The sequence below is a fragment of the Streptomyces sp. NPDC007983 genome (assembly GCF_042958345.1).
Taxonomy (GTDB): Bacteria; Actinomycetota; Actinomycetes; order Streptomycetales; family Streptomycetaceae; genus Streptomyces.
This window is the reverse complement of record NZ_JBIBJI010000003.1, coordinates 114,591-128,107: the sequence shown is the minus strand read 5'-3', so window position 1 is coordinate 128,107 and position 13,517 is coordinate 114,591. Positions and strand designations below refer to the sequence as shown.

Annotated in this window: 12 protein-coding genes and 2 tRNA genes; 10 read left to right on the top strand and 4 right to left on the bottom strand. The window is 71.0% G+C overall.

What is annotated here, in order from left to right; genetic code table 11:
- Positions 1 to 4: 4 nt before the first annotated feature.
- Positions 5 to 688 carry an AIM24 family protein gene (locus ACFZCY_RS09545; RefSeq protein ID WP_358626116.1) on the top strand — a complete coding sequence of 228 codons (684 nt, stop codon included), beginning with the start codon at positions 5 to 7 and terminating at the stop codon, positions 686 to 688.
- A 15-nt stretch (positions 689 to 703) separates the two neighbouring features.
- A complete protein-coding gene (locus ACFZCY_RS09540; protein WP_055547993.1) occupies positions 704 to 1,462 on the top strand; it encodes an AIM24 family protein in 759 nt (252 codons plus the stop codon).
- A gap of 48 nt (positions 1,463 to 1,510) precedes the next feature.
- Here the strand turns inward: ACFZCY_RS09540 and ACFZCY_RS09535 are convergent, their stop codons facing one another.
- The gene (locus tag ACFZCY_RS09535) at positions 1,511 to 2,038 is read right to left on the bottom strand and encodes an NUDIX domain-containing protein (RefSeq protein WP_391170673.1); all 528 of its coding nucleotides are present in this window, start codon (positions 2,036 to 2,038) and stop codon (positions 1,511 to 1,513) included.
- Positions 2,035 to 3,513: a zinc-dependent metalloprotease gene (locus tag ACFZCY_RS09530; RefSeq protein ID WP_391170671.1), complete on the bottom strand. Its 1,479-nt coding sequence runs from the start codon at positions 3,511 to 3,513 to the stop codon at positions 2,035 to 2,037. Before ACFZCY_RS09530 ends, ACFZCY_RS09535 begins: the two co-directional genes overlap by 4 nt.
- A gap of 191 nt (positions 3,514 to 3,704) precedes the next feature.
- On the opposite strand from ACFZCY_RS09530, the gene ACFZCY_RS09525 reads away from it, so the two are divergent.
- The 4 genes from ACFZCY_RS09525 to ACFZCY_RS09510 all read left to right on the top strand — a co-directional run bounded on the left by ACFZCY_RS09525 (position 3,705) and on the right by ACFZCY_RS09510 (position 6,909).
- Complete coding sequence (locus ACFZCY_RS09525; RefSeq protein WP_391170669.1) at positions 3,705 to 4,814, top strand: NAD-dependent epimerase/dehydratase family protein; 1,110 nt, start codon at positions 3,705 to 3,707, stop codon at positions 4,812 to 4,814.
- Between the two features lie 93 nt (positions 4,815 to 4,907).
- Positions 4,908 to 5,366, top strand: coding sequence for a molybdenum cofactor biosynthesis protein MoaE (locus tag ACFZCY_RS09520; RefSeq protein ID WP_055548751.1), 459 nt, complete (start codon positions 4,908 to 4,910; stop codon positions 5,364 to 5,366).
- Between the two features lie 209 nt (positions 5,367 to 5,575).
- Entirely contained in the window at positions 5,576 to 5,755 is a 180-nt protein-coding gene (locus tag ACFZCY_RS09515) for a hypothetical protein (protein WP_391170667.1), read from the top strand.
- 65 nt (positions 5,756 to 5,820) lie between these two features.
- Positions 5,821 to 6,909, top strand: coding sequence for a PDZ domain-containing protein (locus tag ACFZCY_RS09510; RefSeq protein ID WP_391170665.1), 1,089 nt, complete (start codon positions 5,821 to 5,823; stop codon positions 6,907 to 6,909).
- Between the two features lie 132 nt (positions 6,910 to 7,041).
- Here ACFZCY_RS09510 and ACFZCY_RS09505 read toward each other — a convergent pair whose 3' ends face one another.
- Entirely contained in the window at positions 7,042 to 7,608 is a 567-nt protein-coding gene (locus ACFZCY_RS09505; protein ID WP_391170663.1) for a PPA1309 family protein, read from the bottom strand.
- Positions 7,609 to 7,742: 134 nt separating this feature from the next.
- On the opposite strand from ACFZCY_RS09505, the gene ACFZCY_RS09500 reads away from it, so the two are divergent.
- From ACFZCY_RS09500 to ACFZCY_RS09485, 4 genes are all read left to right on the top strand, one after another.
- A complete protein-coding gene (locus ACFZCY_RS09500) occupies positions 7,743 to 10,673 on the top strand; it encodes a UPF0182 family protein (RefSeq protein WP_391172089.1) in 2,931 nt (976 codons plus the stop codon).
- Between the two features lie 68 nt (positions 10,674 to 10,741).
- Positions 10,742 to 10,815, top strand: a tRNA-Met gene (locus tag ACFZCY_RS09495).
- A 170-nt stretch (positions 10,816 to 10,985) separates the two neighbouring features.
- Positions 10,986 to 12,809 (top strand): tetratricopeptide repeat protein, encoded by a 1,824-nt coding sequence (locus ACFZCY_RS09490; RefSeq protein ID WP_391170661.1) that lies wholly within the window; start codon positions 10,986 to 10,988, stop codon positions 12,807 to 12,809.
- A 71-nt stretch (positions 12,810 to 12,880) separates the two neighbouring features.
- A tRNA-Met gene (locus ACFZCY_RS09485) sits at positions 12,881 to 12,954 on the top strand.
- Between the two features lie 133 nt (positions 12,955 to 13,087).
- Here ACFZCY_RS09485 and ACFZCY_RS09480 read toward each other — a convergent pair.
- Positions 13,088 to 13,501: a transcriptional repressor gene (locus ACFZCY_RS09480; protein ID WP_391170659.1), complete on the bottom strand. Its 414-nt coding sequence runs from the start codon at positions 13,499 to 13,501 to the stop codon at positions 13,088 to 13,090.
- Positions 13,502 to 13,517 lie beyond the last annotated feature (16 nt).

Genomic DNA, 13,517 nt, shown 5'->3' with positions numbered 1-13,517 from the left:
CGTCATGGACCAGCAAATGATCTCGGGCTTCGCAGCCACCCCGGTCGCGGCCCGCATGGAGAACCACGGCAGCAGCATGCTCAAGGTCGCCATGCAGAGCGGCCAGGACCTCTTCGCCCGCACCGGTTCGATGGTGGCGTACGAGGGCTTCGTGCAGTACGAGCCGAACCCGCCCGCGGTGCGCCAGATGGCCTCCCAGTGGCTGACCGGCGAGGGCGCGCCGCTCATGCGGTGCAGCGGCGACGGGCTGCTCTATCTCGCCGACTACGGGGCGAACGTCGTCTGCATCAATCTCAACGGCGACGCGCTGTCCGTGAACGGCACCAATCTGCTCGCCTTCGACGCCCACCTCCAGTGGGGTGTCGAACGGGTCAAGGGCATCGCCAAGTTCGCCGGGCAGGGCCTGTTCAACGTGGGCGTCTCCGGCACCGGATGGGTCGCCCTGACCTCCCGCGGCACCCCCATCGTCGTCGACTGCGGCCGCGGCGAGGACGAGACCTATGTGGACCCGGACGCGCTCGTCGCCTGGTCCAGCGGTCTGAAGGTCAAGGGCAAGCGCAGCTTCAAGGCGTCGTCCCTGATCGGCCGGGGCAGCGGCGAGGCCTACCAGCTCGGCTTCTCCGGGCAGGGCTTCGTCGTCGTACAGCCCAGCGAGGACAGCACCGACCGGCTCCGGGCCCGGGGCTGAGGGGGAGAAGGACACATGCAGAGCCCGCTTTTCGGCTTCACCGAGACCCAGAGCGAGGACCGTTACGCGCTGCAGAACCGCAAGATGCTGCGGGTCGCGCTCAACGGCCATGAGGACGTTCTCGCCCGCAAGGGCAGCATGGTCGCCTATCAGGGGCTGATCGAGTTCGACGGCGAGTACCAGAGCGCCGGGCAGCGGCGCGCCCGTGCCCGCACCGGCGAGGGCCTGGATCTGATGCGCTGCTCCGGGCAGGGCACGGTCTACCTCGCCAACCTCGCCCAGCACGTCCATGTGATGGACGTGGACCACGACGGTCTGACGGTCGACAGCGCGTACGTGCTGGCACTGGACTCCACGCTGCACTGGGAGTCGATCGCGGTGGACAGCCAGTTCGGCATCACCGGCTCCGGCAAGTACAACCTCAACATCTCCGGCCGGGGCAAGGTCGCGCTCATGACCTCCGGTCAGCCGCTGATGCTGCAGGTGACGCCGGACAAGTACGTCAACGCCGACGCGGACGCGATCGTCGCGTGGTCCAGCTCGCTGCGCGTCCAGATGCAGGCGCAGACGCATTCCTCGGGGGTGTGGCGCCGCCGCGGCAGCACCGGGGAGGGCTGGGAGCTGAGCTTCCTGGGCCAGGGTTACGCCCTCGTCCAGCCGAGCGAGCTGCTGCCGCCGCAGAACGCGGTGATCGGCGGCGGCGCGGCCGCCCAGTTCGGCATGGGCCAGCAGGGGGCCCGCGGGCAGAACCAGGGCAACATCTTCAGCAACTGACGGCCGCCGGACGCCCCCTGGGGCAACCGGTCCGTGCCCGCGCGCTCCTCAGACCAGCGCGCGGGTACGGGCCACCAGGTGGCGCACCGACGCGTCGGCCACGTCCGCCACCTCGTCGTATCCGAACCAGCGCAGGTCCAGCGACTCGTCGCTGATCGCCGCCACCGCGTCCGGCGGGGCCACCGCCGCGTACTGCACGTCCAGATGCCAGGCGCACGGCGTGTGATGCCGGTCGAGCCGCACCGGCCCGCCCGGCAGCAGGGTCAGCCCCGCGATGCCCGACTCCTCGGTGGCCTCCCGCAGCGCCGCGTCCGCCAGCGTGGCGTCCCCCGGCTCACAGTGGCCGCCCATCTGGAGCCACATCCGCAGCTTGCGGTGCAGCGTGAGCAGGACGCGCTCCCGCGGCGGGTCGATCACCAGCGCGCTCGCCGTGAGATGCCCGTCGCCGCACGCCTTCCACATGCCGTCGGGATACGCGGCCAGATGGTCGCCGTACGCCTGCCGCAGCCGCTCCTGGTCGGCGTCGGGCGCGGGCCACCGCTCGAGGACCCGCGCCGCGTCCTTATGAAGGCTCACTTCTCGCCGTCGCCCCGCTCGTCCTTACGGTCGTCGGAGGCACGGTCGTCGGAAGCCCGGTCGTCGGAAGCACTGCCGCCGGAGCCCTCCGTACGGTCCTCACCGCCCGCGGCCTCGCCGAGCATCTTGTCCAGCTCGGAGAAGTCCAGCTGCTCGCGGTGGACGAAGCCGTCCGGGTCGTCGAGGTCCTCGGCCGTCGGCAGCATGTCCGGGTGCTCCCACAGCGCGTCGCGGCCGTCCACGCCGCGCGCGTCGGTGAGCGACGCCCACAGCCGCGAGGCGTCCCGCAGCCGGCGCGGCCGCAGCTCCAGGCCGATCAGCGTGGCGAAGGTCTGCTCGGCGGGCCCGCCGCTCGCGCGGCGGCGCCGCAGCGTCTCGCGCAGGGCGTCCGCGGACGGCAGATGGGGCTTGGCGGCGGCGTGCACCACCGCGTCCACCCAGCCCTCGACCAGCGCGAGCGCGGTCTCCAGCCGGGCCAGCGCGGCCTTCTGCTCCGGGGTGTCCTCCGGCTGGAACATGCCCTGCTGGAGCGCTTCCTGCAGCTGCTCGGGGTGGGTCGGGTCGAGCTGGCCGACCGCGTCCTCCAGCTTCGCCGTGTCCACCTTGATGCCCCGGGCGTACCCCTCGACGGCACCGAACAGATGCGAGCGCAGCCACGGCACGTGCGAGAACAGCCGCTGGTGGGCCGCCTCGCGCAGCGCCAGATACAGCCGCACCTCGTCCTTGGGGACGCCGAGGCCGGAGCCCAGCGCCGCGATGTTGACCGGCAGCAGCGCCGCCTTGCCCGCCGGGCCCAGCGGGAGCCCGATGTCGGTCGAGCCGACCACCTCACCGGCCAGCACGCCCAGCGCCTGCCCGATCTGGGTGCCGAACATCGCGCCACCCATCGAACGCATCATCCCGAGCAGCGGGCCGGCCATGGCCTGCATCTCCTCGGGCAGGACGTCGCCCATGGCGGCGCCGACCCGCTCGGCGACCGGGTCGACCAGGTCCTTCCACACCGGCAGCGTCGCCTCGACCCACTCGGCGCGGCTCCACGCGACGGCGGTCCCCGAGCCCGAGGGCAGCGACGTGACCCCGTCCAGCCACAGGTCCGCCAGCCGCACGGCCTCCTGGACCGCGGCGCGGTCGGCGGGGCCGACGCTCTCGTCCTTGGTGCCGTCGGCGGTGCCGCGCGCGACGGTCTGCCGCGCGATGTCCTTGGCCATGTCCCAGTTCACCGGGCCGCCCTCGTACGAGAGCATCTGCCCGAGCTGCTGGAAGGCGGCGCCCAGGTCGCCCGGGTTGAGCGAACCGAACATCGCCGCGAACGGATTGTCCGCGCCGCCTGCTCCGGCCGGACCGCCCGCCCCGCTGCCGAACCCGAAGGGATTCGCGGGGCCCTGCTCGTCGCCCTGGCCGCCCTTCTTCTTACCGTCGTCGCCGTCCTCCGGCTCCTCCGGCGGAAGGCCGAATCCGAATGGGGTGTCACTCACGGGGTTCCTCGGCTCGTTGGGCCACCGGCCACTGGCCGGCGGCGGATGCCCGACATCACCACCCAGCCTAGACACCTCGCCGGTTTCCGGGCTCAGTGCTTCGCTGATCGCCGCGCTGCGGCAGGATGGGCGTTACCTGGTACGTACGTGTGCACGCGCTGCGTACTGAAGACAACCGCTGGAGACGCCCGGTGAGTTCCCCAGACCGAGAAGTTCGCGCTGCGCGAAACGATACGGCCCGTACCGCACGACGACGCGTCGTGGCGGTCACCGGTGCCGCCTCGGGCCCCGGCGCCCTGCTCACGCAGCGGCTCGCGGAGTCCGAAGAGATCAAACAGGTGCTGGCCCTCGACGAGCGGCGCGGCGAGGTGACCGAGGCGCAGTGGCACGTGCTGGACGTGCGCGATCCGGCCATCGCCGAGAAGCTGCGCGGCGCCGATGTCGTCGTGCATCTCGCCGTCGACCTGGACCTGGGCACCGACCCCGCCGCGCGCACCGCCTACAACGTGCGCGGCACCCAGACCGTTCTTACCGCGGCCGCGGCCGCCGGAGTGCGCCGGGTGGTGCTGTGCACCTCCGCGATGGTCTACGGCGCGCTCGCCGACAACGACGTTCCGCTCGCCGAGGACGCGGAGCTGCGGGCGACCGCCGAGGCCACCGGCGTCGGCGACCTGCTGGAGATCGAACGGCTGGGGGAGCGCGCGCCCCGGGCGCATCCGGGGCTGAATGTGACCGTCGTGCGCCCCGCGGTCCTGGTCGGCGGCACGGACACCGCGCTCACCCGCTACTTCGAGTCGCCCCGGCTGCTGGTGGTCGCCGGATCCCGTCCCACCTGGCAGTTCTGCCATATGGAAGACCTGGTCAGCGCGCTGGAGTACGCCGCGCTGGAGAAGGTCGAGGGGGAGCTGGCGGTCGGCTGTGACGGCTGGCTGGAGCAGGAGGAGGTCGAGGAGCTGTCCGGAATCCGGCGCATGGAGCTGCCGTCGGCGGTCGCCCTCGGCGCCGCCTCCCGGCTGCACCGGCTGGGCCTGACGCCGTCCCCGGCCGGGGACCTCGCGTACACCATGCACCCCTGGGCGGTCAGCGGCAGCCGGCTGCACGCGGCGGGCTGGCGGCCCCGGTGGACCAACGAGGAGGTGCTGGCCGAGCTGCTGGAGGAGGTCTCCGGGCGGCATACGGTCGCCGGGCGGCGGCTGGGCCGCAAGGACGCCACCACGCTGGGCGCCGCGGGCGCGACCGTCGCCCTGGTGGGCACCGCCGCGATCGTGCGCCGCGCCCGCAAGGCGCGCCGCCGCGCCTAGGCGCCCGGGTCGCTACGCCGGTCACGACGGCTTTCACGGCAGCCCGTCACGGCAGTCCCTCACCACGGGACGGCATACGGCACGATGGACCACATGGCACATACGCACGATCATCCCGGCGAGGGCGCGGCAGCCGACCCCATCCGCCTGCTCGCGGTCCGCGAGACCCCGCTGTCGGTGGACGAGGTGTTCGGGGCGGTCGGCGATGCCGCGGCGGGCGGTACGGCGCTCTTCGTGGGCACCGTGCGCAACCACGACGGGGGCGCGGACGTGGGCGCCCTCGGATACTCCGCCCATCCGAGCGCCGAGGCCGAGCTGCGGCGGGTGGCCGAGAAGGTCGCGGCCGACTTCCCGGTGCGCGCGCTGGCCGCCGTGCACCGGGTCGGCGATCTGGTGATCGGCGACCTGGCCGTCGTCGTGGCGGTCTCCTGTCCGCACCGCGCGGAGGCGTTCGCCGCCTGCCGCCGGCTGATCGACGACCTCAAGAGCGAGGTCCCGATCTGGAAGCACCAGACCTTCGCCGATGGCACCGAAGAATGGGTGGGCGCGTAGCGCCTCGTTGAGCGGTGGCGGTCGGGCGACGGGAGGGCGCGCGAAACAGACAGCGCTCGGCGGGCCGGTATAACAGTTACGCCATGGAGTCCACTCGGAATGGTGTACTCCACTTGCGTAACCCCCACCCTGCCGTGAGCGTTGACCTCGCGGAGGATTAGTCTGCTCATCTGTCAGTCGCGGTGCTTATCAGGGGTCGGGAGGCCGCTATGGGAGCGCTTCTCTGGTTGCTCATTCCCGTTCTCGCGGCGATAGCCGCCACGCTCTATGCAGGTTGGGCCGCGCGCAACAACCGCAAGACCGTGGGGGACGTCGAGGAACTGGCCGGATATACGCGGTTCCGAGAGGCGATGGAACGCACGCGCACGGATACGGACGCGGCCGCCTGAGGTCCGGCCCCTCGGACGGACGGCCCCGGGAGTGGGCTGCCATACGCGTCCCGTACTGTCGTTCCATGCCACGCCGCACCGCGACGATGCTCGCCTCCCTACTGATGCTGATCGCGCTGCTGTGCGCCGGTGTGCTGATCCCGGTGCCGTACGCGGAGATGTCACCGGGGCCGACGTACAACACGCTGGGCGAACACAACGGCGAGTGCGTGCTGCAGATCTCCGGTCACAAGGGCTGCGAGACCACCGGGGGCCACCTCAATATGACGACGGTCCGGGTCACCGGATCCGAGTACCGGATGAATCTCGTGGAGGCCGTCTACGGCTGGCTCTCCCACGACAATGTGGTGGTGCCGCACGACACCCTCTACCCGGACGACAAAACTCCGGACGAGGTGAACCAGCAGAACGCGGAGGAATTCAGCCAGTCCCAGGAGAGCGCCAAGGTCGCGGCGCTCAAGGCGCTGCACAAGAAGGTCTCCTCCCAGGTGATCGTGGGTGCCGTGGTGAAGGGCAGCCCGTCCCAGGGCACGCTGCACGCGGGCGATGTGATCAAGTCGGTGGACGGCACCGCGGTGCGCGAGCCCGACAACGTCGCCAAGCTGGTGACCAAGCACAAGCCCGGCGAGAAGGTGACCTTCTCGATCGTCCCGGCCAAGGTGGCCGCGGCCGCGGAGAAGAGCGGTAAGCGGCCGACCGACGAGAAGCGGATCGCGATCACCACCAAGAAGGCCGGCGGCCGGGCCATCGTCGGCATCCAGGCCGGGATCGACTACACCTTCCCGTTCAAGATCGACATCAAGCTGGCCGACGTCGGCGGGCCGAGCGCCGGTCTGATGTTCGCCCTCGGCATCGTGGACCGGGTGTCCAAGGAGGGCGACCTGACCGGCGGGAAGTTCATCGCGGGCACCGGCACCATCGACGACAAGGGCGTCGTGGGGCCGATCGGCGGGATCGAGATGAAGACGATCGGCGCCCGCGAGGCCGGTGCCCGGTTCTTCCTCACCCCCAAGGAGAACTGCGCGGCGGCGGCCAAGGACGTGCCGGACGGCCTGCGGCTGGTGAAGGTGCACACCATCGACGACGCGCTGAAGGCCCTCAAGAAGATCCGCTCGGGAGACACCGCCGGTCTGCCCCGCTGCGCCGCGAGCTGAGCGGCCCGCACGGCACCAAGAAGCACGGCGTAAGAGGCACGCCGTAAGAAGCACGGCACAGGGCGGTACGACGCGAGGCGGCCGCCGGACATCTGGTCCGGCGGCCGCCTCGCGTCCGGGATGGTCCCGGCGTCAGTCGGTGGCGAAGGTGGCGGCCAGCGCGTCGGCGAGACCCGGCACCAGGCCGGCCCCGGTCAGCACCTCCGTCGTGGCGTCCTTCTCGCGCAGCCGCACCGCCGACTCGCGCTCCCCGCCCCGCAGCACGGCGACCGTCATCCGGACCTCCTGGCGCTCCGGGTGCTCCGCGACCCAGGCCGCCAGCTGGGTGTCGTCCAGGTCCTTCGGCACGGAGGACTCGGCGGACGGCGGCAGCATCAGCCGCTCCACGGTCATGGCGCAGCCGATCACGGCGTCGGGCCAGGCGATGGTGGCAAGGAATTCGTCGAGCGGGGCCTGGGAGGGCAGCTCGTCCTGCTCGATGGGGGTGAGGGACGCCGCGGGCTCGTCACCGTCCTCGTCGAGCCCGAGCTGGCCGGCCAGCTCGGGCTCCTGGGTACGCAGCTGCGCGGTGTCGACGAGGGCGAAGAGCCGGGCGGGCTGGTCCCAGCCGAGCCCGGAGGCGTACTCGTCGATTTCCAGGACGGCGCGGGTGAGCGGATTCGCGGCAAGAGGGCCGGTACCGGGGGTTGCATTGGACATGGTTCATATCGTGCCCTGATCGGACCCGGAATCGGGAACTGAGTAAAGCCTGAGTAAGTTGCATCAGGTGGGTCCTTCTGTCCGGGCCCGTATCGACAACAGCGAACTTCGAGGTGCGCACCTTGGCTTTCCAGATGCCGGACCGCGGCGGAGGCCCGACGGGACCGCGGATCAGAGTCGGCCGGCCGTCCCGGCGAGTCCGGACCCTGTTCATGACCCTGGGTGTGCTGGCTGTGCTGGCCATGCTCTTCGTCATGTTTGCGGGGTTTTGGACGGATTGGCTCTGGTATCGCTCGCTTCATTACTCGTCGGTCTTCAGCACCACCCTGCGGACGAAGATCGGGCTGTTCTTCGTCTTCGGCCTGCTGATGTCCACGGCCGTCGGGGTCAACATCTGGCTGGCGCACCGGCTGCGGCCGCCGCTGAGCGCGATGTCGATGGAGCAGCAGAGCCTCGACCGGTACCGGATGGGCATCGCCCCGTTCAAGAAGTGGGTGCTGCTCGCGGTCACCGCGCTGGTCGGGCTGATCGCCGGGGCCTCCGCGGCCGGTCAGTGGCGGCTGTGGCTGCTGTGGATCAACAGCGTGCCCTTCGGCCAGAAGGACGCGGAGTTCCACAAGGACGTGGCCTTCTTCGCCTTCGACCTGCCCTGGTACCGCTTCCTGCTGAGCTTCGGCTTCGCGGCCACGGTGCTCTCCCTGATCGCCGCGGCCCTGGTGCACTACCTCTACGGGGGCCTGCGCGTCACCAGCCCGGGAGCCCGGGCGACCGGCGCGGCCACCGGCCATCTGTCGGTGCTGGTGGGTGTCTTCGTGGCGCTGAAGGCGGTGGCGTACTGGCTGGACCGGTACGGCCTGGCGGTGAAGTCGAGCGACTTCAAGGCGACGGACAACTGGACCGGTCTGCGCTACGTCGACGCCAACGCCTATCTGCCCGCCAAGACGATCCTCTTCTGCATCGCGGTCATCTGCGCGCTGCTGTTCTTCGCGACGCTGTGGCGGCGCACCTGGCAGCTTCCGGTGATCGGCTTCGGGCTGATGGTGCTGTCGGCGATCCTGATCGGCGGGCTCTACCCGGCGATCGTGCAGAAGTTCCAGGTCCAGCCGAACGAGCAGGCCAAGGAGTCGCCGTACATCAAGAAGAACATCGAGGCCACGCGCAAGGCGTACGGCATCGATGAATCCAAGGTGGCGGACTACACCGGCAAGACCGACGACAAGGGCGGCGCCGCGCTGCGGCAGACCGCCGATTCGACGGCCAGCTACCGGCTGATCGACCCGAGCGTGGTCTCGCCGACCTTCCAGCAGCTCCAGCAGAAGCGTAAGTACTACCAGTTCCCGTCGACCCTGGACGTCGACCGCTACAAGGACGCCGACGGCAAGGATCAGGACACCGTCGTCGGTGTGCGCGAGCTGAACCTCGCCGGTGTGCCGAAGCGGAACTGGATCAACGACCACTTCACCTACACCCACGGCTACGGCATGATCGCGGCCAAGGGCACCACCCCGGACCCCGAGGCGGACCAGCAGGGCGCCCCGGACTTCACCGAGGCCGGGCTGCCCACCAGCGGTGGAGGGGTGGGCTCCGGGCGCTATCGCCAGCAGGTCTACTACGGCGAGAAGACCAACCAGTACTCGATAGTGGGCGGCCCGCAGAAGGAGCTGGACTACGAGGACAACGGCGAGAAGACCACCAGCTACAAGGGCAACAGCGGGGTCAGCCTCTCCAACCCGGTCAACCGCGCCGCCTACGCGGTGGCGTTCGCCGAGCCGCAGATCCTCTACTCCGGCGCCATCGGCGAGGGTTCGCGCATCCTGTACAACCGCACGCCCAAGGAGCGCGTCGAGAAGGTCGCCCCGTGGCTGACCATCGACGGGGACGCCTACCCGGCGGTGGTCGACGGCCGCATCAAGTGGGTCGTGGACGCCTACACCACCACCAACGGCTATCCGTACGCGTCGCGCACCACCCTCGGCGACAGCACGGCCGACTCGCTGAGCGGCCAGGACCGTTCGGTGGTCGCCCAGCAGAACAAGGTCAACTACATCCGGAACTCGGTGAAGGCGACCGTCGACGCGTACGACGGATCCGTCGATCTCTACGAGTGGGACACCAAGGACCCGGTGCTCAAGACCTGGGAGAAGGCGTTCCCGGGCACGGTCAAGCCGAAGGGCGCCATCAGCGACCAGCTGAAGGAGCATCTGCGGTATCCGCAGGACCTGTTCAAGGTCCAGCGCGAGCTGCTGACCCGCTACCACGTCACCGACCCGCAGCAGTTCTACAGCGGCAGTGACGCCTGGCAGGTGCCGGACGACCCGACCCGCAAGGACGGCAGCGCGGTCCCGCCGTACTACCTGAGCATGAAGATGCCGGACCAGCAGAAGCAGGCCTTCTCGCTGACGACGACCTTCACCCCCAACGGGCGGCCCACGCTCGGGGCGTTCATGTCCGTCGACGCAGACGCCAAGAGCAAGGACTACGGCACGATAAGGATGCTGAAGGTCACCAATGACGTGCCCGGTCCACAGCAGGTGCAGAGCAAGCTGAACGGCACCCCCGAAGTGGCCGAGTTCGTACGGAACCTCCGCGGCACCGACTCGGACATCGAGTACGGCAACCTGCTGACGGTGCCGTTCAACGGAGGCTTCCTCTATATCGAGCCGGTGTACGCGCGCGGTGGCAACTCCAACTACCCGCTGCTGAAGAAGGTGGGCGTCTCCTACAACGGCAACGAGCCCGCCTTCAAGAACACCTTGCCCGAGGCGCTGGACGCGGTCTTCGGGGAGGAGGCCTCCGACGGGCAGCAGCCGCCGGACGACAGCACCGGGAAGCCGAGCGCCGACCCCACGGTGCAGGAGGCGCTGAAGGACGCCCAGACGGCCTGGGAGGACAGCCAGAAGGCGCTGGAGCAGAAGCCGCAGGACTGGGACGCGTACGGCAGGGCCCAGGAGGACCTCAAGGACGCGCTGGACAAGGCGGCCAAGGCGGAGCAGAAGGCCGCCGACAAGCAGGCGGACAAGCAGAACCAGCCGCGGAGCCAGAGCGGCGGCAACAAGGGCGGCTGACGCTCCCGACCAGGGGAAACGACCGAGAAGAGGGCGCCCCGCGCCGTGGTACGGTAGTGACACGACGGCGCGGGGTGGAGCAGCTCGGTAGCTCGCTGGGCTCATAACCCAGAGGTCGCAGGTTCAAATCCTGTCCCCGCTACTGACAGACGAGGCCCGGATCCGCAAGGATCCGGGCCTTGTTGTGTGTCTACTCAACGATTCGGGATACAAGCGTTTGGGTTGTCTCTCTGTGGGCAAGTCGACAAAACGCTGAAGTGACCTCACTGGCTGCGGTATACCAGGTGTACGCCGGATGCGGGTGATGCCACGATGGAATTTATGGGGGACAGGGTCAGTCTGTTGGAGACAGGGCGTTTTGCGCACACGCATGACGATGCCGAGGACGAGACACGGCACCGCCGTGCGGCCGAGTCCGGCGATACGGCGTCCATGAGCGCGCTCGGCGCGCTCCTGCTGCGGCGCGGCGACCTCGACGGCGCCGAGCCGTATCTGCGCGGGGCCACCGGCGCCGGCGACCGCGCCGCCGCCAACAACCTCGGTGTCCTTCTCCACCAGCGCGGGTACGCCGACGAGGCGGCCGGCTGGTGGCGCATCGCCGCCGTCGCCGGCTCCGCCGCGGCCGCCCACGCCCTCGGCCGCCACCACCGTGAGCGCGGCGACGAACCGGCCGCCGAGTACTGGCTGCGCCAGTCCGCCGAATCCGGCCACACCCTGGGCGCGTACGCCCTCGCCGACCTGCTCGAACACCGCAGCGACATCGGCGCCGAGCGGTGGTTCCGCGCGGCCGCCGAGCGCGGCCACCGCGAGGCCGCCTACCGCCTCGCCCGGATCCTCGACCACACCGACGACGAGAGCGGCGAGGAGCGCGGCCGGGCCGCCGCCGACGCGGAGCCGGAGGAGGCCGAGCAGTGGTACCGGCAGGCCGCCGCGCGCGGCCACCGGCGCGCCGCGCTGCGCCTCGGCACGCTGCTGGAGAAGCGCGGCGAGACCCAGGAGGCGGGCCGCTGGTACCTGACGTCCGCCAAGGACGGCGAGCCGCGCGCCGCCTGCGCGCTCGCCTTCCTGCTGCGCGACGCGGGCGACACCGACAGCGCCGCCGTCTGGTGGCACCGCGCCGCCCAGGACGGCGACGGCAACGCGGCCAACGCCCTGGGCGCGCTGCACGCCGACCGCGGCGAGACCCAGACCGCCGAGCGCTGGTACCGGGCCGCCCTGGACGCCGGGGACATCAACGGCGCGTACAACCTCGGCCTGCTCTGCGCCGAGCAGGGCCGTACCGCCCAGGCCGAGCAGTGGTACCGCCGCGCCGCCTACGCCGGGCACCGCGAGGCCGCCAACGCGGTCGCCGTCATGCTGCTCCAGCGCGGCGACGCGGCGGGCGCCGAGCCGTGGTTCTCCAAGGCGGCCGAGGCGGGCAGCGTGGACGCCGCGTTCAACCTGGGCATCCTGTACGCGGGCCGGGACGAGGAGCGGGCCGCCCGGCAGTGGTACGAGCGGGCCGCGGCCGCCGGGCACACCGAGGCCGCCCTCCAGGTCGGCATCGCCCTGCTGCGGGAGGGTGACCACCAGGCGGCCGAGCGCCATCTGCGCTGCGCCGCGGGCGGCGGCAGCGCCGAGGCCGCCTTCCGGCTGGCGGCGCTGCTGGACCGCTCGTCGGTCGGCGGCGACCCCGCGGCGACCGGCACCGGCTTCGGCTCCGGGACGCGGTTCCCGGTCGCGCCGGACGACGGCTCCGTGCCCGAGTACGAGGAGTGGTACGAGCGGGCCGCCCGCCAGGGCCACCGGCGTGCCCAGGTGCGCGTCGGCATGCTCGCGGCCGCCCGGGGCGAGGTGGTCGAGGCCGCCCGCTGGTACCGGATGGCCGCCGAGGCGGGCAGCAGCAACGGCGCGTTCAACCTGGGGCTGCTGCTGGCCCGCGAGGGCAGCGAGCCGGAGGCCGCCCTGTGGTGGACGCGCGCGGCCGGGGCCGGGCACGGCCGCGCCGCGCTGCGCCTGGCGCTGCTCGCGGCCCGCCGCGGCGCGCTGGCCGAGGGGCAGCGGTGGTGCGCCCGGGCGGTCGAGCTGGGCCCGGCGGAGGTCGCCGAGCGGGCGGCCCGGCTGCGGGACGCGCTGCAGCAGGAGCTGACGGCGTAACTCCTCGGCAGGCCTCCGGGTAACCGGTTTGCTCCTGGCGTTGGCCTCGGGTTAAGGTTGCTTCACACCGACGCGGGGTGGAGCAGCTCGGTAGCTCGCTGGGCTCATAACCCAGAGGTCGCAGGTTCAAATCCTGTCCCCGCTACGAGAACGAAGGGCCCGGATCCTCAAGGATCCGGGCCCTTCGTCATGCGTTGACGATCATGTGCGGTCATACGCCTTCATGCGCTGTCATGCGCGGGGCGAAGGGCGCCACGCCGGGTGGCGCCCTTCCGTGGTCAGGCCGCGCAGTCGGGGCAGACCCCGCGGTAGGTCACCTCGACCGCGGAGACCGCGAAGCCGAAGCGCTCCCGCGCGGGCAGGCCGGCCAGCAGGTCGCCGACGGGGTGGACGTCGCGGATCGTGCCGCAGCGCGCGCACACCAGGTGCTGGTGCGCGTGGTGCGCGTTCGGGTCGTAACGCTTCGCCCTGCCGTCCGTGCTGACCTCGATCACCTCGCCGAGCGAGACCAGCTCGCCGAGGGTGTTGTACACCGTCGCGCGGGAGATCTCGGGCAGACGGTCGGCCGCCAGCGCGTGTACCTCGTCGGCGGTGTAGTGCACGTGGTCCCCGTCGAGGACCTCGGCGACGACACGCCGTTGCGCGGTCAGCCGCCAGCCGCGTCCCCGGAGTCGTTTCAGCAGGTCACTCATGCCATTCACCTATCAG

Excerpts from the sequence above, each read along its gene's own strand:
- ACFZCY_RS09545 (WP_358626116.1), top strand. The coding sequence starts at position 5 with ATGGACCAGCAAATGATCTCGGGCTTCGCAGCCACCCCGGTCGCGGCC.
- ACFZCY_RS09540 (WP_055547993.1), top strand. The coding sequence starts at position 704 with ATGCAGAGCCCGCTTTTCGGCTTCACCGAGACCCAGAGCGAGGACCGT.
- ACFZCY_RS09520 (WP_055548751.1), top strand. The coding sequence starts at position 4,908 with ATGGCACATACGCACGATCATCCCGGCGAGGGCGCGGCAGCCGACCCC.
- ACFZCY_RS09515 (WP_391170667.1), top strand. The coding sequence starts at position 5,576 with ATGGGAGCGCTTCTCTGGTTGCTCATTCCCGTTCTCGCGGCGATAGCC.
- ACFZCY_RS09510 (WP_391170665.1), top strand. The coding sequence starts at position 5,821 with ATGCCACGCCGCACCGCGACGATGCTCGCCTCCCTACTGATGCTGATC.
- ACFZCY_RS09505 (WP_391170663.1), bottom strand. The coding sequence starts at position 7,608 with ATGTCCAATGCAACCCCCGGTACCGGCCCTCTTGCCGCGAATCCGCTC.
- ACFZCY_RS09500 (WP_391172089.1), top strand. The coding sequence starts at position 7,743 with ATGCCGGACCGCGGCGGAGGCCCGACGGGACCGCGGATCAGAGTCGGC.
- ACFZCY_RS09490 (WP_391170661.1), top strand. The coding sequence starts at position 10,986 with ATGGAATTTATGGGGGACAGGGTCAGTCTGTTGGAGACAGGGCGTTTT.
- ACFZCY_RS09480 (WP_391170659.1), bottom strand. The coding sequence starts at position 13,501 with ATGAGTGACCTGCTGAAACGACTCCGGGGACGCGGCTGGCGGCTGACC.